The sequence below is a fragment of the Actinoplanes hulinensis genome, from assembly GCF_019429605.1.
Taxonomy (GTDB): domain Bacteria; phylum Actinomycetota; class Actinomycetes; order Mycobacteriales; family Micromonosporaceae; genus Actinoplanes; species Actinoplanes campanulatus.
Map to the genome: position 1 here is coordinate 23853 of NZ_JAHXZI010000028.1, position 20644 is coordinate 44496.

At 73.7% G+C, this 20644-nt stretch carries 15 protein-coding genes; 12 read left to right on the forward strand and 3 right to left on the reverse strand.

Annotated elements, in window-relative coordinates:
* Window positions 1-19: 19 nt before the first annotated feature.
* The 4 genes from rplT to pheT all read left to right on the forward strand — a co-directional run bounded on the left by rplT (window position 20) and on the right by pheT (window position 5029).
* Entirely contained in the window at window positions 20-412 is a 393-nt protein-coding gene (gene rplT, locus KZ829_RS37710; RefSeq protein WP_183226626.1) for a 50S ribosomal protein L20, read from the forward strand.
* Between the two features lie 69 nt (window positions 413-481).
* Window positions 482-1255 carry a TrmH family RNA methyltransferase gene (locus KZ829_RS37715; protein WP_220148620.1) on the forward strand — a complete coding sequence of 258 codons (774 nt, stop codon included), beginning with the start codon at window positions 482-484 and terminating at the stop codon, window positions 1253-1255.
* A gap of 230 nt (window positions 1256-1485) precedes the next feature.
* On the forward strand, window positions 1486-2547 hold the full coding sequence (locus KZ829_RS37720) for a phenylalanine--tRNA ligase subunit alpha (protein WP_204295437.1): 1062 nt from the start codon (window positions 1486-1488) through the stop codon (window positions 2545-2547).
* A 4-nt stretch (window positions 2548-2551) separates the two neighbouring features.
* Complete coding sequence (gene pheT / locus KZ829_RS37725) at window positions 2552-5029, forward strand: phenylalanine--tRNA ligase subunit beta (RefSeq protein ID WP_220148621.1); 2478 nt, start codon at window positions 2552-2554, stop codon at window positions 5027-5029.
* 78 nt (window positions 5030-5107) lie between these two features.
* Here pheT and KZ829_RS37730 read toward each other — a convergent pair whose 3' ends face one another.
* The 3 genes from KZ829_RS37730 to KZ829_RS37740 form a co-directional block, all read right to left on the reverse strand.
* Entirely contained in the window at window positions 5108-5887 is a 780-nt protein-coding gene (locus tag KZ829_RS37730; protein ID WP_220148622.1) for a DUF4253 domain-containing protein, read from the reverse strand.
* A 158-nt stretch (window positions 5888-6045) separates the two neighbouring features.
* The gene (locus KZ829_RS37735; protein ID WP_220148623.1) at window positions 6046-7107 is read right to left on the reverse strand and encodes a DUF3616 domain-containing protein; all 1062 of its coding nucleotides are present in this window, start codon (window positions 7105-7107) and stop codon (window positions 6046-6048) included.
* A 113-nt stretch (window positions 7108-7220) separates the two neighbouring features.
* Window positions 7221-8597 carry an FAD-dependent monooxygenase gene (locus tag KZ829_RS37740; RefSeq protein ID WP_220148624.1) on the reverse strand — a complete coding sequence of 459 codons (1377 nt, stop codon included), beginning with the start codon at window positions 8595-8597 and terminating at the stop codon, window positions 7221-7223.
* Window positions 8598-8703: 106 nt separating this feature from the next.
* Between KZ829_RS37740 and KZ829_RS37745 the strand changes: the two genes are divergently transcribed.
* From KZ829_RS37745 to KZ829_RS37780, 8 genes are all read left to right on the forward strand, one after another.
* Window positions 8704-9264 (forward strand): TetR/AcrR family transcriptional regulator, encoded by a 561-nt coding sequence (locus KZ829_RS37745; RefSeq protein WP_220148625.1) that lies wholly within the window; start codon window positions 8704-8706, stop codon window positions 9262-9264.
* Window positions 9265-9300: 36 nt separating this feature from the next.
* Window positions 9301-9516 (forward strand): helix-turn-helix transcriptional regulator, encoded by a 216-nt coding sequence (locus KZ829_RS37750; RefSeq protein WP_246636944.1) that lies wholly within the window; start codon window positions 9301-9303, stop codon window positions 9514-9516.
* 179 nt (window positions 9517-9695) lie between these two features.
* On the forward strand, window positions 9696-10445 hold the full coding sequence (locus KZ829_RS37755; RefSeq protein ID WP_220148626.1) for a GNAT family N-acetyltransferase: 750 nt from the start codon (window positions 9696-9698) through the stop codon (window positions 10443-10445).
* 231 nt (window positions 10446-10676) lie between these two features.
* Window positions 10677-13964, forward strand: a complete 3288-nt coding sequence (locus tag KZ829_RS37760; RefSeq protein WP_246636949.1) for a DUF4132 domain-containing protein — start codon at window positions 10677-10679, stop codon at window positions 13962-13964.
* Between the two features lie 29 nt (window positions 13965-13993).
* Window positions 13994-15070 (forward strand): ATP-binding protein, encoded by a 1077-nt coding sequence (locus tag KZ829_RS37765; protein WP_220148684.1) that lies wholly within the window; start codon window positions 13994-13996, stop codon window positions 15068-15070.
* Entirely contained in the window at window positions 15067-17349 is a 2283-nt protein-coding gene (locus KZ829_RS37770) for a DUF5682 family protein (protein WP_220148628.1), read from the forward strand. Before KZ829_RS37765 ends, KZ829_RS37770 begins: the two co-directional genes overlap by 4 nt.
* Window positions 17346-18461: a VWA domain-containing protein gene (locus tag KZ829_RS37775; protein ID WP_220148629.1), complete on the forward strand. Its 1116-nt coding sequence runs from the start codon at window positions 17346-17348 to the stop codon at window positions 18459-18461. Before KZ829_RS37770 ends, KZ829_RS37775 begins: the two co-directional genes overlap by 4 nt.
* A gap of 150 nt (window positions 18462-18611) precedes the next feature.
* Window positions 18612-20609 carry a YehQ family protein gene (locus KZ829_RS37780; protein WP_220148630.1) on the forward strand — a complete coding sequence of 666 codons (1998 nt, stop codon included), beginning with the start codon at window positions 18612-18614 and terminating at the stop codon, window positions 20607-20609.
* Window positions 20610-20644 lie beyond the last annotated feature (35 nt).

Genomic DNA, 20644 nt, shown 5'->3' on the forward strand with positions numbered 1-20644 from the left:
CTGTAAGGAGTAACTGAGAATGGCACGCGTCAAGCGGGCGGTAAACGCCCAGAAGAAGCGCCGCACCCTGCTCGAGACCGCGAGCGGCTACCGCGGTCAGCGCTCCCGCCTGTACCGCAAGGCCAAGGAGCAGGTGCTGCACTCGATGCAGTACTCGTACCGTGACCGCCGTGACCGCAAGGGCGACTTCCGCCAGCTGTGGATCACCCGTATCAACGCGGCGGCCCGGTCGAACGGTATGACCTACAACCGCCTGATCCAGGGCCTCAAGCTGGCCGAGGTCGAGGTCGACCGCAAGATCCTGGCCGACCTCGCGGTGAACGACGCGGCTGCCTTCGCGGCCATCGTCGAGATCGCTCGCGCGGCCGTTGCGGCCGAGGGCACCGGCGGCGCCGCCGCGCAGGCTGCCTGAGCTAACGCGTAGAACGTTTCGGACGCCCCCCTTTGCCGGGGGGCGTCCTCATTTCGTCAGGTCGGAGCGATGTTCACACCCCGTACCCCCAGGATCGTCGCGGCCCGGCGTCTGCAGCGCCGTAAGGATCGCGATCAGAGCGGCCGGTTCCTGGCCGAAGGCCCGCAGGCCGTGCGTGAGGCGCTGGCCGCGGGGGCGGTGATCGAACTGTTCGGGACGCCGGCCGCGCTGGACCGGTACGCCGACCTCGCCGCGCAGGCCCCGGAGCTGTCGCCGGTCACCGACGACGCCCTGGCGGCGCTCGCCGAGACCGTGCACCCGCAGGGCCTGGTCGCCGTCTGCGAGCAGCCGGACGTGCCGATCGGCGAGGCCCTCGCCAAGAACCCCCGGCTGGTGGCGGTGGTCGCCGAGATCCGGGACCCCGGCAACGCCGGGACCGTGCTGCGCACGGCGGATGCCGCGGGCGCCGGGGCGGTCATCTTCGCCGGCGACGCCGTCGACCCCTACAACGGCAAATGTGTACGGTCGTCGGCCGGCTCGCTGTTCCACGTCGATGTCGTCCGGTCCCCGTTGAGCGTCGTGGACCTGCTCCAGGACAGCGGCCTCCAGGTGCTCGCCACCAGCGGCACCGGCGAGGACGACGTGGACTCCCTGCTCGACGGCGGTCAGCTCGCTCTTCCGACGGCCTGGCTGTTCGGCTCCGAGGCGCACGGGCTGCCCGCCTCCGTGCTGAGCGCGGCCGACCGGCGTGTGCGCGTGCCCATCTATGGCGGCGCCGAAAGCCTCAACCTGGCCGCGGCCGCCGCCGTCTGCCTATATGCCTCGGCCCGCGCGCAGCGCTGAGGGTATGCTCGGCGGCATGTCAGGTCCCCGGCTTTCGTTTATCCGGCCCGCTGGTCGCGGGCGCCGGATCTGACACTTCTGCGCGCACTCCCTGACCGGCGGGCCGCGGCCCAGCCGTGCCTCCGTAGACTGTGCCAACTGTGTCGCCCCTTCGCGGCCCTCGCTGCGCTCGGTGCACTCAGTCCCGACTTGCCACGTGGCAAATCCGGTATAAGGGAGCTCGCCCGATCATGTCCTACCGCAACGATCCGTACGATCCGAAGCAGGCCGCCCTGCTCGATCCCGCGTCGCTCGAAGCCGCGGTGGCGGAGGCCGAGAAGGCGTTCGCCGCCGCCGCCGACCTCGACGCGCTGCACGCTCTGAAGCCGGCCCACCTGGGCGACCGCTCGCCCGTGTCGCTCGCGCGCCGGGAGATCGGCTCGCTGCCGCCGGCCGCGAAGTCCGACGCCGGCAAGCGCGTCAACATCGCCCGGCAGGCCGTGCAGGCCGCCTACGACGCGCGCCAGGCCGAGCTGGAAGCCGATCGCGCCGCCCGGGTGCTGGTCGAGGAACGCGTCGATGTCACCCTGCCGTGGACCCGCCGCCCGCGCGGCGCCCGGCACCCGCTGACCACGCTCATGGAGCACATGGGCGACATCTTCGTCGGCATGGGCTACGACATCGTCGACGGTCCCCAGCTCGAGCTGGAGTGGGCCAACTTCGACGCGCTCAACATCGGCCCGGACAACCCGGTCCGCGGCGCCTCCGACACGTTCTTCGTCGACCTGCCCGGCCTGGTCATGCGGACCCACACGTCGCCCGGCCAGGTGCGCACCATGCTGGACCGGCAGCCGCCGATCTACGTGGTCAGCCCCGGCCGCGTCTACCGGACCGACGAGCTGGACGCCACGCACAGCCCGGTGTTCCACCAGATCGAGGGCCTGGTCATCGACGAGGGCATCACCATGGCCCACCTGCGGGGCACGCTCGACCACTTCGCCAAGGCGATGTTCGGCCCGGACGCGAAGACCCGCTGGCGGCCGCACTACTTCCCGTTCACCGAGCCGTCCGCCGAGTTCGACGTCTGGTTCGCCGAGCACCGGGACGGGCCGCGCTGGGTCGAGTGGGGTGGCTGCGGCATGGTCAACCCGCGGGTCCTCACCGCCTGCGGCATCGACCCGGCGGTCTACTCGGGTTTCGCGTTCGGCATGGGTGTCGAGCGGACCCTGATGTTCCGCAACGGCGTCTCCGACATGCGCGACATGGTCGAGGGCGACGTGCGGTTCACCACGAACTTCGGAATGGAGTCCTGAAGCGATGAAGACGTCACTGTCGTGGCTGCGCGAGTACGTCGAGCTGCCCGCGGGGATCACCGCTTCGGAGTTGGACGCGGCGCTGACCAACCTCGGCATGGAGGTCGAGTCCATCGTCGACCAGGCCGGCACGATCCTCGGTGACCTGGTCGTCGGCCGGGTGCTGACCATCGAGGAGCTGACCGGTTTCAAGAAGCCGATCCGGTTCTGCACGGTCGACGTCGGCCGGGACGCGCCGCAGGAGATCGTCTGCGGGGCGCGCAACTTCGCCGAGGGCGACCTCGTCGTGGTCATCCTCCCGGGTGGCGAGCTGCCGGGCGGCTTCAAGATCGGGGCGCGGAAGACGTACGGGCGCAACTCGCACGGCATGATCTGCTCCGCCGCCGAGCTGGGCCTGTCCGGTGACCACTCGGGCATCATCGTGCTGCCCGCGGACTCGGCTCAGCCGGGCGCCGACGGGCGGGCCGTGGTCGGCCTGGACGACGTGCTGATCGAGGTGGAGATCACCCCGGACCGGGGCTACGAGATGAGCGTCCGCGGCATCGCCCGGGAGCTGTCCACGTACTTCGGCGTGCCGTTCACCGACCCGGGTCTTGCTGCCGCGCCGGGTGGGACCACCGATGTGCCCCATGCGATCTCCGTCGAGGACACCGTCGGCTGTGACCGGTTCGCGGCCCGCGTGGTCCGCGGCATCGACCCGGCCGCGCAGTCGCCGGCCTGGATGCAGCGGCGGCTCATCGCGGCCGGCATCCGGGCCATCTCGCTGCCCGTCGACATCACCAACTACCTGATGCTCGAACTCGGCCAGCCGATGCACGTCTTCGACCTGAACCGGCTCAACGGCGGCCTCGTCGTGCGCCGCGCCCGGGCCGGGGAGAAGCTGACCACCCTGGACGGCGTCGCGCGCTCGCTCGACGCCGAGGACATGGTGATCTGCGACGAGACCGGGCCGATCTCGCTCGCCGCCGTCATGGGCGGCGAGACCAGCGAGTGGCAGGAGGGCACGGTCGACGTGCTCCTCGAGGCCGCGCACTGGGACCCGGTCATGGTGGGCCGGACCGCGCGGCGGCACAGGCTCTTCAGCGAGGCCGCCAAGCGGTGGGAGCGGGGCGTCGACCCGGCCCTGCCGCTGGTCGCCCTGGAGCGGGCCGTCCAGATCCTCACCGAGCACGCCGGCGGGACCGTCGACGAGCGGATCCTCGACATCGACCACGTGGTCGCGCCGGTTCCGCTGACCCTGCCCGCCGGCGCGCCGGCCCGGATCGTCGGGCTGCCGTACTCGGCGGAGCAGATCGCCGGCCTGCTGCGGAAGGTCGGCTGCGAGGTCACCGGGGACGAGGTGCTCAGCGTCGTACCGCCGACGTGGCGGCCCGACCTGGTGGCCCCGATCGACCTGATAGAGGAGGTGGCGCGGCTCGGCGGCTACAACGAGATCCCCAGCGTGCTGCCGCCGGCCGGCAGCAGCAACGGGCTCACCCCGGCGCAGAAACGGCGCCGGTCGGTGGGCCGGGCGCTCGCCGAGAACGGTTACGTCGAGGTGCTGTCCTACCCGTTCGTCGGCCCCGGGCTGGCCGACACCCTCGGACTGCCGGCGGCCGACCCGCGGCGCAGCGCGGTGCGGCTCACCAACCCGCTGTCCGAGGAGGAGCCGCTGCTGCGGACCACCCTGCTCGGCCCGCTGCTCGGCACGCTCAAGCGCAACCTGGGCCGCGGCCGGCGGGACGTCGCGCTCTACGAGGCCGGCACGGTCTTCCTGCCACACCTCACCTCGACCGCGCCGCCCACGCTGGGCGTGGACCGGCGTCCCACCAACGCGGAGTGGGCGGCCGCCAACGCGATCGTCCCCGAGCAGCCGTGGCACCTGGCCGTGGTCCTCGCCGGCGACATCGAGCCGGCCGGCTGGTGGGGTCAGGGCCGGGCCGCGACCTGGGCGGACGCCATCGAGGCGGCGCGCGTCGCGCTCTCCGCGGCGGGCGTTCCGGACGACCTCGTCACGGTACGGGCGGGCGAGCAGGCGCCCTGGCACCCCGGCCGCTGCGCCGAGATCCTGGTCGACGGCGCGGTCGTCGGTCACGCCGGTGAGCTGCACCCGGCCGTCCTCGCGGCCCTCGACCTGCCCAAGCGCACGTCGGCCGCGGAGATCGACCTGGACGCCCTGCCGGACGCCCCGGTCGTCGAGGCGGTGAAGATCTCCACCTTCCCGCCGGCGCTGATCGACGTGGCCCTGGTCCTCGACCGCACCGTCCCGGCCGCCGAGGTCCAGGCCGCTCTCACCGAGGGAGCGGGCCCGCTGCTGGAGTCGGTCGCCCTGTTCGACGTCTACGAGTCGTCGCAGCTGGGCGAGGACAAGCGGTCGCTGGCCTACAAGCTGACCTTCCGCGCCACCGACCGCACGCTCACCTCGGAGGAGACCATCACGGCCCGCGACGCCGCGGTGGCCGTGACCGCCTCCCGCTTCGGAGCCACCCTCCGCGGCGCCTGACCGCTCCGCTCACGCCGGGCCGGTGGGGATCTCCCCGCCGGCCCGGAATCTCCCCGCCGGCCCGGACTTTTCCGCGGGTCAGTCCCACCAGAACGACCAGAGTGGGGCGTCGACCAGCGACGCCGCGTACTCCGACAGCGAGCCGCAACCCTGTAGGACGTTGTCCGGGCAGAAGGCGTGATGCTCCGCGGCGATCTCCATCGCGTGATCCGCGTCGAGCGGTGGGGCGGCGACACTCAGATAGAGGCTGGCGAAACTCGCCGCCACGACGCGCACGCCGAAACGGTCCTCCCAGTTCCCCAGGACGCACGAGATCTTGGCCGTGTCGTTCTCGTGGTTGGTGGGACCGGTCCACGCCGCATCGGTCAGCGAGTCGGCGCCACGGGAAGAGCTGATCAGGCCGAGCCGCGGCGTGATGAGCCAGCCCTCGGCCGAGACCAGGTCGGCGATCTCGGATGCGCGCTCGCCGGGATCGGCCCGCAACCGGCCACGGCGGGCCAGGCCGGGCCAGCCGGCGCGGAACGGGCCTATGCTCGCCATCAGCTCCTCCTCGCCGTCCTCCTCCTCGGGCTCGACCGATGACCACCAGCCCCCCAGGAGCGCCCCGGGATAGTGGTCGCCCGGCGCGGAACGGATCTGCCCCGGCCGGCGGTCATCCGGATCACGCCATGGCCGGTCCGGGTCGCGCTCGGAGAGGCTGCCCAGCAGCAGCGGCCACAGGCCGGTGCGCTCGTGCTGCTCGTGCAGGACCCGCCACCAGCCGGGCTCCGGTGGGCCGGCGCTGATCCAGAGGCGACCGTCGGGGGACGGCTCCCAGCCGCCGCCGGTGGGATCTGTCTCGAGCCGGGGAGCTGACATGCGCCCGAGGCTAGACCCCGGGTACGACAAGAACCTTCACCCCGGGCTCCGACGGTGGGGTGGCCGCACACGGAAGTCGCCGCGTGTGCGATCGCCGGGGTCATGGCACGCGTGGGCGGCCACCGGCGGGTGACCGTGGACGCCCACCGTCGCCGGGTTCAGGGCAGGCGCAGCACGTCGGCGATCACGGCGCCGTCGGGGGTGAGCCGGTGCCTGGCGGGGCTGTCGTAGACGACCAGCACCCGGTCGGTCCCGATCAGGCTCAGGCCCTCGGCGTGGTCGTCGCCCTCGCCGTAGGTGAGCTCCAGCTCGCGGGTGATCTGGTCGTGCCGCACGATGGTGGGGATCTCGGCCCGGCAGGCATCGTGCCACCGGTAGACGCGCACCGGCCCGTCCAGGTCCATCGTGGGGCCGGCCAGGATCAGCAGGTCGTCGCCGGCCGGGCACAGGTCGCGCACGCCGAGACCGTCCAGGTCGAGCACGTGCTTGCGGTAGAGCCGCCCGTCGTCGAACCGGTGCAGCCGCAGCCGGCCCGGGTCGTCGGGCGTGACGTAGGGGCGCAGCTCCAGCACGAACGCCCAGCCGCGCAGCACCGGCCCGCGCAGTCCCAGGTAGATCCGGTCGTCGCGGACCGCGATGCCCTCGATGTCCAGCCCGTTGTCCTTGCCCGGGATGGGCAGGAACGGGCCGATGTGCTCGTCGTCCTGCAACAGCCGGCGCAGATCGTCGCGGCCGGACAGCGCGGCCGCCCGGTGCTGTTGCCCGCCGGACTCGATCTCCCGGACCGGCGTGGGCACCCCGTCCACGTCGACGATCGGCAGCCGGATCAGGATCTGGCGGTTGGCCTGACCCTCCACCCGGCCCAGCCGGCGCAGCGCCTTGGGGCCTTCGTGCCGGTCCTTGATCTGCTTGCGGCGCAGGCTGTGCGAGCCGACCGCCCAGAGGAACCGGCCGCTGCGGGTCAGCCCCTCGATGTCGGCCTCCTCGTCGGCGTCCGCGCCGGGCAGGGCGACGAAGTCGGCGAGGCGGAACCGGGTCTCGTCGCCGAACTCGGTGGGCTTGGCCGGATCGTCGGCGATCAGCCGCTCGATCGTGGCGGTCTCGTCCCCGGCGATCCAGAGCGCGCGCCCGTCGAGACGGACGGCGGAGAGGTTGGTGTGGGTGGCCGCGTCCTGCGATTCGTCGGAGAACCGCAGCCGCACCCGGTAGTCGACCGTCATGGTGCACATGCTCCCACCGCCGCACACCCCCGGTGGAGATCTTGGCGTCAGCCTTACGCTTCCTTTTTCTCGTACGCCCACCCGATCGCGATCCGGCTGCCGCACCGGGCCGATCAGGGGAGGAGGCGAGCCACGGCGGCGGGGGCCTCGCCGGCCGGGCCACGCCACGCCACGTAGCCGTCCGGGCGGATCAGGCACGCCGTGCCGTCGGTGGACCCGGGGGCCGCCACGAGCACGCGGTCCTCGTACCCCTCGAGGTTCTGATCGGTGAGGAGCACGTGCCGGCCGTCGCGCAGTGCCTCGTAGAGGCGCCCGCCGTCGCGCAGGGTGACGTCGGCGGCCCGCGGTGTGCCCGGGTAGGAGATGCCGACGCCGGAGATGATCCCGGCGGCGCGGCGGGCCACCCGCGGCAGGCCGAGCAGGATCCGGCCGAGGGTGTTCCGTGTCCGGCGGCCCACCGCGGAGCGGATCATGGCGGCCCGGATCAGCGTGCCGCTGCTGCGCAGGACCATCCGGCCCACCGGGTGGCGTTCGGCCTCGTAGGTGTCGAGCAGGCCCTCGGGGGCCCGGCCCTGTGCGATGGCGGCGAGTTTCCAGGACAGGTTCGCGGCGTCCTGGAGGCCGGTGTTCATGCCCTGGCCGCCGGCCGGTGAGTGCACGTGGGCGGCGTCGCCGGCGAGGAACACCCGGCCCACCCGGTAGCGGGGCGCCTGCCGCTCGTCGCTGTGGAAGCGGGACATCCACCGGGTCTCGGTGATGCCGAAGTCGGTGCCGTGGACCCGGCGGGTGACCGCGCGGATCTCGTCGAGCGTCACCGGGGTGCGGTCGTCGACCTGGTTGTCGCGGTTCCAGGCGAAGATCCGGTACCACCCGTCGCCGAAGGGGGCGACCATGGCGAAGGCGTCGCCGACCGCGTCGACCGCCAGCACGTCCCCGGGCGGGGTGTCCAGCCGCACGTCGGCCAGCATGATCGAGGTGAGCACGGCCCTGCCGGGGAAGGGCAGGCCGAGGCTCTGCCGGACGGTGCTGTGCAGGCCGTCGGCGCCGACCACGTAGTCGGCGGTGACCGTGTCGCCGTCCTCGAACTCCAGGGTGACCAGGCCGTCGTCCTGCCGCAGGCCGGTGAGGCGGGCGCCGTGCCGGAACTCGGCGCCGGCCTTCAGTGCCCGCTCGGCCAGGGCGTTCTCCACCCGGTACTGCGGGGTGATCAACAGGTACGGGAACCGGGACGGCAGCCGGGAGAGGTCCAGCTCGATCCCGTCGAACAGCCGCAGCCGCCGCACCCGGGCGCCCTCGGCGATCAGGTCGTCGGCGAGACCGCGGGCGTCGAGCATCTCCAGGGTGCGGGCGTGCACGCCGAAGGCCCGGGTCAGGTTGGACGTCCCGGACCGGCGTTCGAAGACGGTGACCGGGATGCCGGCGTGGGCCAGGTCGCCGGCGAGAAGGAGCCCGGTCGGGCCGGCGCCGATGATCGCGACGGTGGTGTGCATGGTGTCCTCCGCTCGCTTGCCAACAGGTGTTGGCAAAACCATAGGTGTCACTCTCCGGTGTAGTCAACAGTTGTAGGCAAACGGTGGTTGGCATAGAGTGCGATGCATGACGCCCCGTCGTTCCGACGCCACCCGCGCCGCGATCCTGGCCGCCGCGCGGGAGCGTTTCGCCGCCGACGGGTTCGAGCGTGCCACCATCCGCGCCATCGCCGCCGACGCTCGCATAGATCCATCGATGGTCATGCGCTACTACGGCAACAAGGAGGGGTTGTTCGCCGCGGCCGCCGAGTTCGATCTGCGGCTGCCGGACCTCGCCGGCGCCGAGCCGACTTCGGTCGGAGAAGTGCTGGTCAGGCACTTCCTGGAGCGCTGGGAGGGGGATGACACGTTGCTAGCGCTGCTGCGCGCCGCGGTCACCCAGGAGGGGCCCGCCGAACGGATGCGGGCGATCTTCGCCGGGCAGCTCGGGCCGCTGTCCGCCCGGCTGGCCCCGGAGGCGGGTCAGGCCCCCCTCCGGGCCGGTCTGGTCGCCTCCCAGATGCTCGGATTCGCCCTCTGCCGGTACGTGCTGCGACTGCCCCCGATGGTCGGTCTGGAGCGGGAGGAAGCGGTCGCCTGGCTCGGTCCGACCGTCCAGCGGTACCTCACCGAGCCCGATTCGCTCTAGCGCCATGACGATTGTCATGGCGCTAGAGTGGGAGGCATGGAGTCGTCGACCTTCCGCCTGATGGGCGTCCACGAGATCCGCGTCCGCATCGGAGACCTCAGCCGCCAGCAGGCCTACCTGCTCGTCAACCGCCCGGACTTCCCCCAACCGGTGGCCGTGCTGGCCCAGGGCAAGGTCTGGCTCGTGGAGGAGGTGGAGGCCTGGCTCGCCACGCGGCAGTCCACTGAGGGGGGTGACTTGCGCCCGCCGTGAGTTCGTGACAATGTCGGCCCGTGATCGCGCCGAGGGTGTGCGATCCCGATTTCCTGAAAGAGTGAAGCCAATGATCACGGCCTGGCCCCACGGCCGCCGCTGAGCATTCTCCGCCCGCGGCGGCCCTGCATGCCCCATTCCCGCAGGTGTTCCTTCACTCTGAAAAGGCTTTCCTCACCATGGATCTGCGCATCCAGCGCTCCGTCGTGTCCAACCTCCGTACCCGTCCGCGGGTTCTCGAGATCGGCCCCTTCGTGGCCGGTCTCGACCCGGACACGACCAGTCCCTACCTCAACTACGCGTCACCGGTGCCGGGCGCGCCGATCACCGAGGCCGACGTCACGGCCCTGATCGGCGCGTTCCGGTCGGCGGGGCGCAAACCCCGGTTCGAGTATGTGTGCAGCAGCGCCCCCAAGCTGGAGGAGCTGCTGCTCGCGGCCGGGTTCACCATCGAGGCCCGGCATCAGTACCTGATCTGCACTCCGCAATCGTTGACGGCGTGTCCCGTACCGGAAGGTCTGCGCCTCGTGGAACCCGGCACGGACCCGGACCGGGCCGCCATGGCCGCGGCCGTCGGCGAGGCCTTCGGCGAGTCGTGGGCCACCGACGCCGACATCGCCCGGATCCGCCGCGGCCAGGACCGCGGTGGGATCGCGCTGGCGGCGTTCACCGACGGCGGCGAGTGCGCGGGCGGCGGACAGGCCGGCCCGCCGCAGGACCGGCTCAGCGAAGTGGGCGGCATCGGCGTCCGGGAGCCCTTCCGGAAGCGTGGGCTGGCCGCGGCGATCACCGCCGAGGCGGCCCGCCGGATGTTCGCCCGCGGCCTGGAGATCGCCTGGCTGGAAGCGGGCGGGGACGACTCGTGGCGGGTCTACGAGCGGGTCGGCTTCGTCCCGGCCGGTCACCGGCTCTACATCTCGCTCGGCTGATCCGGCTCCTGCCTTTGACGGGCGCCTTCGACGAGCGCCGTTGAGGAGCACCGGCGCGGGCCGGCCGCCTGCGCGGCCCGCGCCGGTCCTGCCAGACACTCTGGTGCACCGTGGTCGAGAAGTCCATGGGAGTCGATGCCGGGCGCCGCCCGCCCCGGTTTTTGTCGGTGGGAGTCGCTAGGGTGCAGCCGATCGATGGAGCCGAACCCTGGGGAGTGGCCGGTGAGCGAGATGCCGAGCGTGGAGACGTTCGTCGTTCCGGTGGGGTGGAAGCGGTTCGTGCTGCCCCGCCGGTCGTCGGCACCCGCCTCGCCGAGCGTGAAAGCGACCGATGTCACAGCCGCCGAGGCGCTGCTGACCGCGTTCGAGGGCGAGGCGCGGGCGTCCTTGGCCAACCGGCTGACGCCGGAGGACATCGCCGCGGCCGGGCGTGCCTACCTGTCCGGCGATCCGGCCGCACCACCGCTCGGGGCCGCTGCCGTCACCCGGGTGGTCGCGAGCGTGCTCCAGTGGGACCGGCACGAGGAGCTGCCGGCCCTCCTGGGCTACTGGCGCTCCCGGCACGGTCTCCCGTTCGCCGCGGCGGCCGTCGCCGAGCTGGCCGCGATCCACCCCGGGGAGTTCACCACCGGCGGGGCGACCACCCGCAGTGTGCCCGACCGTGACGCGATCGGTTACACCACGGTTCTCGCCCAGCGGTTGGCGTACCGGTTGCGCCGGGCCGTCGTGGCCGCCCGCCCGGAGGAGTACGAGCGGGTGATCGAGGCGCTCGCCGCGGTGCGCGGGCCGTCGCTCGCCCAGCGCGCGGTGATCTCGGTGATGGCGCCCGACGAGTCCGGCTGGGCGGCGGAGATCCGCGCTGAGGCGATGGCGTTGCCCGGCCTCGAGATGATCAAGCAGATGCTGCTCACCGTCGTCGACCGGGAGGAGATCGCCACCCCGCTCGCCGCGCAGGTCGACCACTGGTCGGCGTTCGGCTGGAGCGAGGTGATCCACACCTTCGTGGGCACGCTCGGCCCGGCGGCCGCGCCCGCCCTGGCGGGCTGGTTCGATTCGCCACGCCAGGGCGACGCCCAGAGCAGGCAGAGACTGCTCGGCATGCTCGCCGTGATCGGTGGCGACCGGGCGTTCCAGGCCCTGCTCGACCGGCGCGCCCAGCCGTATGTCCCGGCCGCACTGGCCGACGCGGCCGCCCGCTACCCGGCCCGCGCGCTGCGCCTGATGGCCGCGACACCGGACGGCGTCCGGCTGCTCGCCGACCACCTGGCCGGCAACCGGGGCCTCGCCGCCGAGGTCCGGCCGCTGCTCGCCGCCGAGGCCGCCGCCCGCCTGGACGAGGCGGAGGCCGTGCTTACCGCCGCCGGCACGGTCAAGGCCGCCGCCGCGGACGTGCCGCACATCCTGCTCGACCCGCCCTGGTCGAAACCGGTGGCGCGGACACCGATCATCGCCGCCGGTCTGAGCAGCGACGAACCGTCCCGGGTGGTCTGGGCCGAGGGCGAGCGTGAGAGCTGGGCGGACGGCTCCTGGGCCGCCCGCCACGGCGGCTCACACAGCTGGGCCGCCATCGCCGAGCGGCTCGACAACGGCGACCCGCCCGCCTGGGACACGATCTTCTTCTTCCTCCAGGGCCCCGACGAGCTGACCCGTTCCCGGGTGTCCGCCTGGCGGCCGGAGTATTCGTACGACCTGGAGGACTGGGGGCCCGAGCTGCTGGCCCGGTTCGAGGCGGCAGCCGTCCCGGCGCTCGCCGACATCGCCCGGCGGCTGCCGTTGGCCGGCGCGCCGGTGCTGGCCCCGGTCACCGACCCCGAGGTGGCGGCGCTGATGGCGGGCTGGCACGCGCGGTCCCGGCCGGTCCGGCGGGTGGCCGCCGCCTGGTTCGCCCGGCACAGCGCCTTCGCGGCACGCGCCCTCGTCCCGGTCGCGGTCGGCCGGCCCGGCACGGCGCGCACCGACGCCGAGGCCGCGCTGCGCCTGCTGCCGCGCGACGAGGTGCTCGCCGCCGCCGGGCGGCACGGCCCCGAGGCGGTCGCCTCGGTGGAGGAGATCCTCGCCGTCGACCCGCTGACCGTCCTGCCGAAGACCATGCCGGTGCTGCCGGACTGGGCGAACCCGGCGACGCTGCCGCCGGTCCGGCTCACCGGTGACCGCGGCGAGCTGCCCCTAGGCGCCGTCCGCAACCTGATCACCATGCTCGCCCTCTCCCGGCTCGACGGCGTCTACCCCGGCGTCGGCGTGGTGGTGACCGAGTGCGAGCCGGCCGACCTGGCCGGGTTCGGGTGGGCGCTGTTCGAGGCCTGGCGCGCGGCCGGGCACCCGGCGAAACAGAACTGGGCGCTCGACGCGCTCGGCCTGCTCGGCGACGACGAGACGGTCCGGCGGCTGTCCCCGGTCATCCGGGCCTGGCCCGGCGAGGGCGGGCACGCCCGTGCCGTCACCGGCCTCGACGTGCTCGCCGCCATCGGCACCGACGTCGCCCTCATGTATCTCAACGGCATCGCACGGAAGGTCAAGTTCCGCGGGCTCAAGGAACGGGCCGAGGAGAAGATCGCCGAACTGGCGGCGGAACTCGGGCTCACCGCCGACGAACTGGCCGACCGGCTCGTGCCCGACCTCGGGCTGGACGCCGACGGCGGCATGGTCCTCGACTACGGGCGGCGCTCCTTCACGGTCGGCTTCGACGAGCAGCTGATGCCGTTCGTCACGGACGCGACCGGCCGCCGCCTCAAGGCCCTGCCCAAACCGGGCGCCCAGGACGACGCGGTGCCGGCGGCGGAGGCGTATGAGCGGTTCACCGCACTGAAGAAGGACGTCCGGGCGATCGCCGCCGACCAGGTCCGCCGGCTGGAAGCGGCGATGACCGCCCAGCGCCGGTGGACCGGCGAGGACTTCCGGCAGTTCTTCGCCGGCCATCCGCTGCTCCGGCACCTGGTCCGCCGCCTGGTCTGGATGCGGTTCGACGCCACCGGCGCCCCGGCCGGCGGGGTGCGCCTGGCCGAGGACCGCAGCCTCGCCGACGTCACCGACGAGACGGTGACCCTCGGCGACGACGAGCGGATCGGCATCGCCCACCCCGTCCACCTCGGCGCAGATCTGGCCGCCTGGGCCGGGGTGTTCGCCGACTACGAGATCACCCAGCCGTTCCCCCAACTGGCCCGGGGGACCGAGCCGCTCACCTCCGAGCGGGCCGCGGCCCTCACCGGTGTGACCGTGCCCAGCACCCGGCTGCTCGGGCTGGAGCGCCGCGGCTGGCGGCGCGGCGCCCCACAGGACGGCGGGGTGCAGGGCTGGTTCCAGCGGGACGTGCCCGACAACCGGCATCTGGTGCTGGCGATCTCCCCCGGCATCGCGGTCGGGGCCGTCGACGTCCTCGGCGACCAGACCGTCACCGCCGTCTTCCTGGCCCCGGCGTCCGGCTACCACTGGCGCCGCGGCGACCAGGACGACCGGCTTTCCGAACTCGACCCCATCACCGCGGCCGAGGCGCTGCGCGACCTGACCGAGGTGCTCTCTTGACCCTGTCCGTCACCATCCCCGCCGACGCCATGCAGCGCCCGCCCGCCGAGGTTCGGTATGCGGACGAGCTGGCCCGCCTGCGCGCCGCCGACGACGCGCCCACGCCGCCCGGCTGGGCGCTCAGCCTGCGCGCCGCCCGCGCCTTCGTCGTCGGTGACGACGCGCTGGGCGTCACCCGCAAGTTCGTCGGCGACCCGTCGCTGATCGACCGGGCGCTGGTCAGCCTCGCCACCAACCGGGGGCTGCTGCTGGTCGGCGAGCCGGGCACCGCGAAATCGCTGCTGTCCGAGCTGTTGGCGGCCGCGGTGAGCGGAGACTCGACGCTCACCGTCCAGGGCGGTGCGGCCACCACCGAGGACCAGATCAAGTACTCGTGGAACTACGCGCTGCTCGTCTCCGAGGGGCCCAGCGAGCGGTCGCTGGTGCCGGCGCCGCTGCTGCGGGGGATGGCCGAGGGCCGGACCGTCCGGTTCGAGGAGATCACCCGGTGCCCGCTCGAAGTGCAGGACTGCCTGCTCTCGCCGCTCTCCGACCGGGTCCTCGCGGTGCCGGAGCTGCCCGGCGGGGCCGGCATGGTGTTCGCCAAGGAGGGCTTCAACATCATCGCCACGGCCAACACCCGCGACCGTGGGGTCAACGACATGAGCTCGGCGCTGAAGCGGCGGTTCAACTTCGAGACGGTCTTCCCGATCGCCGACTTCGACACCGAGCTGGCGCTCGTCGAAGCCGAGGCGGGCGCGCTGCTGCGGCGCTCCGGGGTGACCGTCGCACCCCGCCGGGACGTGCTGGAGGTGCTGGTCACGGCGTTCCGCGAGTTGCGTACCGGGCGGACCGCGCGGGGCGACGAGATGGACCGGCTGTCCGGCGTGATGAGCACCGCCGAGGCGGTCGCGGTGGCGCACGCCGTCGGGCTGCGCGGCTGGTTCCTGCGCGGCACCGCCGGCAGCGCCGCCGATCTGGCCTCCTGCCTCGCCGGCACGGCCGCCAAGGACAACCCGGAGGACCTCGCCAAACTGCGCCGCTACCTGGAACAGCACACCGGCTGGCGGGACGGCGCGCAGTGGCGGGAGCTGCGTGACGCCCGGCGGGAACTGCCCGGCGGATGAGCCTCACCGTCATCGGGGTCCGGCACCACAGCCCCGCCTGCGCTCGCCTGGTCGGCGCCACCATCGCCGCACTGCGGCCGGCCCACGTGCTGATCGAGGGGCCGGCCGACATGAACCAGCGGATCGGTGAGCTGCTGCTCGGCCACGAGCTGCCGGTCGCGATCTTCACCAGTTATGCCGACGAGCGGCGCCGGCACGGGTCGTGGGCGCCCTTCTGCGAGTACTCGCCGGAGTGGGAGGCGCTGCGGGCCGCCCGCGAGTGCGGGGCCGAGACCCGGTTCATCGACCTGCCGGCCTGGCACGAGGCGTTCGCCGACCGCGACAACCGGTACGCCGACGCCGAGCTGCGGTACGCCGAGGCGGTCGGGCGGCTGTGCGAGTCCTTCGGGGTGGACAACAGCGACGCGCTGTGGGATCACGTGGTCGAGATGGGGCCCGACGAGGGGCTCGCGGAGCGGCTGACCGCCTACTTCGACGTGATCCGGGGCGATGCCGAGGCGGGGACCTCGGACACCGCCCGGGAGGCGTATATGGCCGGGTGGATCCGGGCGGCGGTCGCCGACGCCGCCGGGCGGCCGGTCGTCGCGGTGGTGGGTGGGTTCCACCGGCCCGCGCTGCTGCGCCTCGCCGCCGCCCCTGCCGACGCCGGCCCCGGCTGGCCGGAGATCCCGCAACCGCCGGACGGGGCCACCGCGCGCAGCTACCTGGTGCCCTACTCGTTCCGGCGGCTCGACGCGTTCGGCGGCTACCAGTCCGGCATGCCGTCGCCGGAGTACTACCAGCAGCTCTGGGAGAGCGGCCCGGAACAGGCCGCCCGCCATCTGGTGACCGCCGTCGCCGAGCGGCTCCGCAAACGCGGCCAGGCGGTCTCCACGGCCGACCTGATCGCCGCGCGGGCCGGGGCCGAGGCGCTCGCCCGGCTGCGCGGCCACTCCTGCCCGGCCCGGGTGGACGTGCTCGACGGCCTCGCCGCCGCACTGGTCAGCGAAGCCCTCGACGTGCCGTTGCCGTGGGCCGTGCGGGGCACCGTCACGGCCGGGCAGCACCCGGCCGTGATCGAGATGACCGCCGCCCTCAGCGGCGACCGGCACGGTCGCCTGCACCCGGACACACCCCTGCCGCCGCTCGTGCACGCCGCCACCGCCGAACTGGAGCGGCACGGCCTCGACCGGGCCGGCGAGCACGGCGCCGACCTGCTCGACCCGCGCGGGCGCGAGATCAGCCGGGTGCTGCACCGGCTCCGGGTGCTCGCGGTGCCCGGCTTCCGGCGGATCACCGGCCCGGCCACCGGCATCGACCCGGTCCTCGCCGAACGCTGGACGGTGCAGAACCACGAGCAGCGGCTGACCGCCCTCATCGAGGCCGGCGGGTACGGCCCGACCCTGGAGACCGCGGCCGCCGCCCGGATCGCGGAGAGCATCGACCAGGCCGCCGGTGATCTGGGCGCGCTGGCCGGCACCCTCTTCGACGCGGCCCTCTGCGGTGTCACCGACCTCGGCGAGGACGTGCCCGAGCGGCTGCGCCAGGGCGTCTCGGCCGGCAGCGACCTGCCCGTCCTGGGCCGGGTTCTCGCCGTGACGCTGGCGCTGTGGCGGCACGACCGGCTCCTCGGCACCGCCGGCAGCGAGGCGCTCGCCGTGGTCGTGGCGGCCGCGACCCGCCGCATCCTGTGGCTGGCCGAGGGCTGGCACGCCGCCGGCGCCCCGGCCGACCGCGGGCGGATCGCGGCGGTCGCGGCGGTCCGGGACGCGGTGCTGCACGCCGCGGCGGTGGGCGTCGACCGGGTCGCCGCCGTGGAGGTCGCCGCGCGGGTGGCCGCCGACCGGGCCGCGCCACCCGACCTGCGTGGCGCCTTCTACGGGCTCGGTCACGTCCTCGCCGAGTCGTTCCTGGAGGATCCGGCGCAGGCGGTCCGCGGCGCGTTCGCGGCCGGGACCGCCGGCGACTGGCTGGCCGGGCTGTTCGGTGTGGCCCGCGAGCCGGTGCTCGCCCCCGGCGGCATCCTCGGCCTGCTCGACGAACTCGTCACCGGCTTCGGCGCGGAGGACTTCCTGGTGGCGCTCCCGGCGCTGCGGCAGGCCTTCGAGTACTTCCCGCCCCGCGAGCGGGAGACCATCGGCGAACGGCTGATGGCCCACCGTGGCGTCGACGGCTACGCCCGGGACCTGCTGCGCACCACCGTGCCGGCCGAGATCGTGGCGGCCGGGCTCGCCCTGGACGAGAACGTCGAGCGGCGCCTGGCCCAGGCCGGGCTGATCAGTGCGGGGGAGACCCGATGACCGACATCGGACTGGAACGCTGGCGGCTCATCCTCGGCGAGCCGGCCGGGAGCTGTCTGGGCGGCCTCTCCGGCGACGCGGCCGCCCAGGACGCGGCCCTCGACTGGCTGTACGGGCGCGACGAGCAGCTCGACCAGCGCGACATCCGCCGTCAGGGCGGCACCGGACCGTCCCAGCTCACCACCGTCGACTGGCTGGACGACATCACCCGGCTCTTCCCGAAGGAGACGGTCGAGCGGTTGCAGCGCGACGCCGTGGAACGGTACGAGATCGACGACATCGTCACCGACCCCGACGTGCTCCAGCGCATCGAACCCAACCCGTCCCTGCTGCGGGCCGTCCTGCGGACCAAGCATCTGATGAACCCGGAGGTGTTACGGCTGGCCCGGCGCATCGTCGAGGCCGTCGTCCGGGAGCTGATGGAACGGCTCGCCACCGAGGTGCGGCAGAGCTTCTCCGGCGCCCGGTCCCGGCGGTCCAGCCGGTTCAAGCAGGCCCGCGATTTCGACGCGCGGCGCACCATCCGCGCCAACCTCGGCAACTACCGGCCGGAGGAGCAGCGGGTGTATGTCGAGACGCCGTACTTCATGTCGCGCACCCGGCGGCAGCTCTCCCAGTGGCAGGTGATCCTGCTGGTCGACCAGTCCGGGTCGATGCTGTCCTCGGTGATCCACTCGGCGGTCACGGCGGCCTGCCTGTGGGGGCTGCCCGGCGTGCGTACCCATCTGATCGCCTTCGACACCAATGTGGTGGATCTGACGTCGGACGTCAGCGACCCGGTCGAGCTGCTGATGAAGTCGCAGCTCGGCGGCGGCACCGACATCGCCCGCGCGGTCCGGTACGCGGCCCAGCTGGTCGAGCAGCCACGCCGGACGATCGTCGCGGTGATCAGTGACTTCTTCGAGGGCGGATCGGAGGCCGACCTGGTGCGCGGCGTACGGGGACTTGTCGAACAGGGGACCATCGTGCTCGGGCTGGCGGCCCTGGACGAACAGGCGGATCCGGCGTACGACCGGGTGTGCGCGCAGAAGCTTGCCAACGTCGGCGCCTGGGTGGGCGCCATGACACCGGGCGAACTGGCCGCCTTCGTCGCCGAGCGGGTGGGCCGATGAGCGAGCTTGCGAGCGAATCATCCAGCTCAGTTTTGAACTCGTTGCGACGCCGGAGCGCAGCGGAGGTGGCGCAATGAGTGAGCTTGCGAGCGAATCATTGTGCTCAGTTTTGAACTCATTGCGACGCCGGAGCGCAGCGGAGGTGGCGCAATGAGCGAGCTTGCGAGCGGATCGGTGAGCCTGCCGGTGCGGGCCGACCTGCGGGCGCTCGACGCCGACGCGCTGGCCGCCCTCGCCAACCGCGGCCTGGTGAAACGGGCCGCCCGCGAGGCCGAACGGGAACCACCCGCGCTGTCGGCCGGGGGCGGTGTCACGGTCGTCGCCGAGTTCGCCGACGGGGTCCGCGCCGAACTCCCGGAGGGCGGCCTGGAACAGGGCCGCTGCACGTGCGGGGCGACCGGGGCCTGCCGGCATCTGCTCGGGCTGATCTTCGCCTACCAGGCCGCGCTGCCGGAGACCGCGCCGTCCCCGGACGAGCCGCCCGCCGAGGTGACAGCCTGGTCGCCGGGTGGGTTCACCGACGAGGACCTGGTCACCCGGATCGGGAGCCGGCTGGTCGAGACCGCCCGCCGCACCCACCGGGGCGGGTACACGGCCCGGATCCGGCGCGGCGCCGTCCCGGTGGCCGAGCTGCCCGCCGCGACCGTGCGGTTCCTGGTGCCCGGCGACCTGGGCTATGTGCACACCGACGCCCGCGCCGGCGTCCGCGACGACGTCATCGCCCTGGCCGTCTGGGCCTTCCGGGCGGCCGACGAGCAGTGTCCCGACATCGACGAGTGCTCCGTCGACGTCGGCGGGGCGCCGGGCGCCGCCGTCACCGGCTCCGGGCTCGAGGCGGTGGTCGAGTTCGCCGCCGAGGTGCTGCGGGCCGGGGCAGTGCACGCCGGTCCGGGCCTCGTCGCGGCCGCCGCCGGGCACCTGGCCACCCTCGACCGGGCCGGGCTGCGGTGGCCCCTCGACGCCACCGCCGAACTCGCCGACCAGCTCACCGCGTACCGGGACCGCAGCGCCCGGTACACGCCCGAGCGGCTCGCCGACCTGATCGCGGAACTCTTCGCCCGGCATCGCGCGGTCAGCGCCGACAGCGGCGCCGGGTACCGGGCCCGGGTGCTCGGTTCCGAGGAGGCGGCCGAGACACCACTGCGCCGGGTCCGGCTGGACGGCCTCGGCGCCCGGGTCGCCGCTGTCGACGGCCAGCGGCGGGTGGAGATCTTCCACGGGCAGGCGGCCAGCGGTGTCGTCCTGGTGTCGCACCGGCAGTGGGAGACGGACGAGGACGGTCCCGCCCTCGGCCGGCGGCGGATCGCCGGAGCCACCGTCGACGCGATCGCCTCCGGGACGCTGGTCACCGAGTCCGCGATCCGTAGCGCCAGTCGTACGGTGCGGCTCGGCGCCGGCCGGATCGCCAAGTCCACGGTCACGGTGTCCAACGGCGCCTGGGAAGGGCTGCCACCGGGGCTGCTCGCGTACGACTACGCGAAACTCGCCGCCGAACTGGACGCCATGCCACCACGCCCGGTCCGCGCCCGGGTCCGCGCCGAACTGGTCCGGGTGCTGGCGGTCGCCGAGGTGGGCGAGAGCTGGTACGCGCCGGGGGCCCAGCGGCTCACTGTCGAGATCCGGGACGGCTCCGGCGTCACGGCGACGGTCGAGGCCACCCACGCGGCGGTCGCTCCCGGCCGTCTCGACGCGGTCGCGGCGGCACTCGACGGGCGCCGGGGCCGGCCGCGATTCGTGGCCGGGAGTGTGCACCGCATCGGCGGGCGGGTGGTCATCGATCCGTACGCCATCGCCGCCGACGGTCCGCCGGTCGTCCCCGACCTGGCCGTGCCACCCACCGGTCAGGGTCTCGGGAGCGCCGCCGGGCCCGCCGGGTCCGCCGACCCGGGCGATCCGCTGGCCGAGGCGGTGGCGGCGGCCCGCGACGTGCTCGCCGAAGTGGCGCACAGCGGGCTCGCCCACCTGCCCGGCGCCCATACCGATCGTCTGCGGTGGGCGCGGGCCGCGCTCGCCCGGGTCGGGCTGCACCGGGTGGCGGCGTCCCTCGACGAGATGGTGGCCCGTCTCGGCCCCGACCCGGGTGCCGAGGCCACCCGGGCCTGGGTCGACGCCTACCTACGCGTCAGCCTGGCCGCCGACCTCCGCTGACGGCCGCCTCGGCGGTGCGGCTGCCCTGGCGGCAG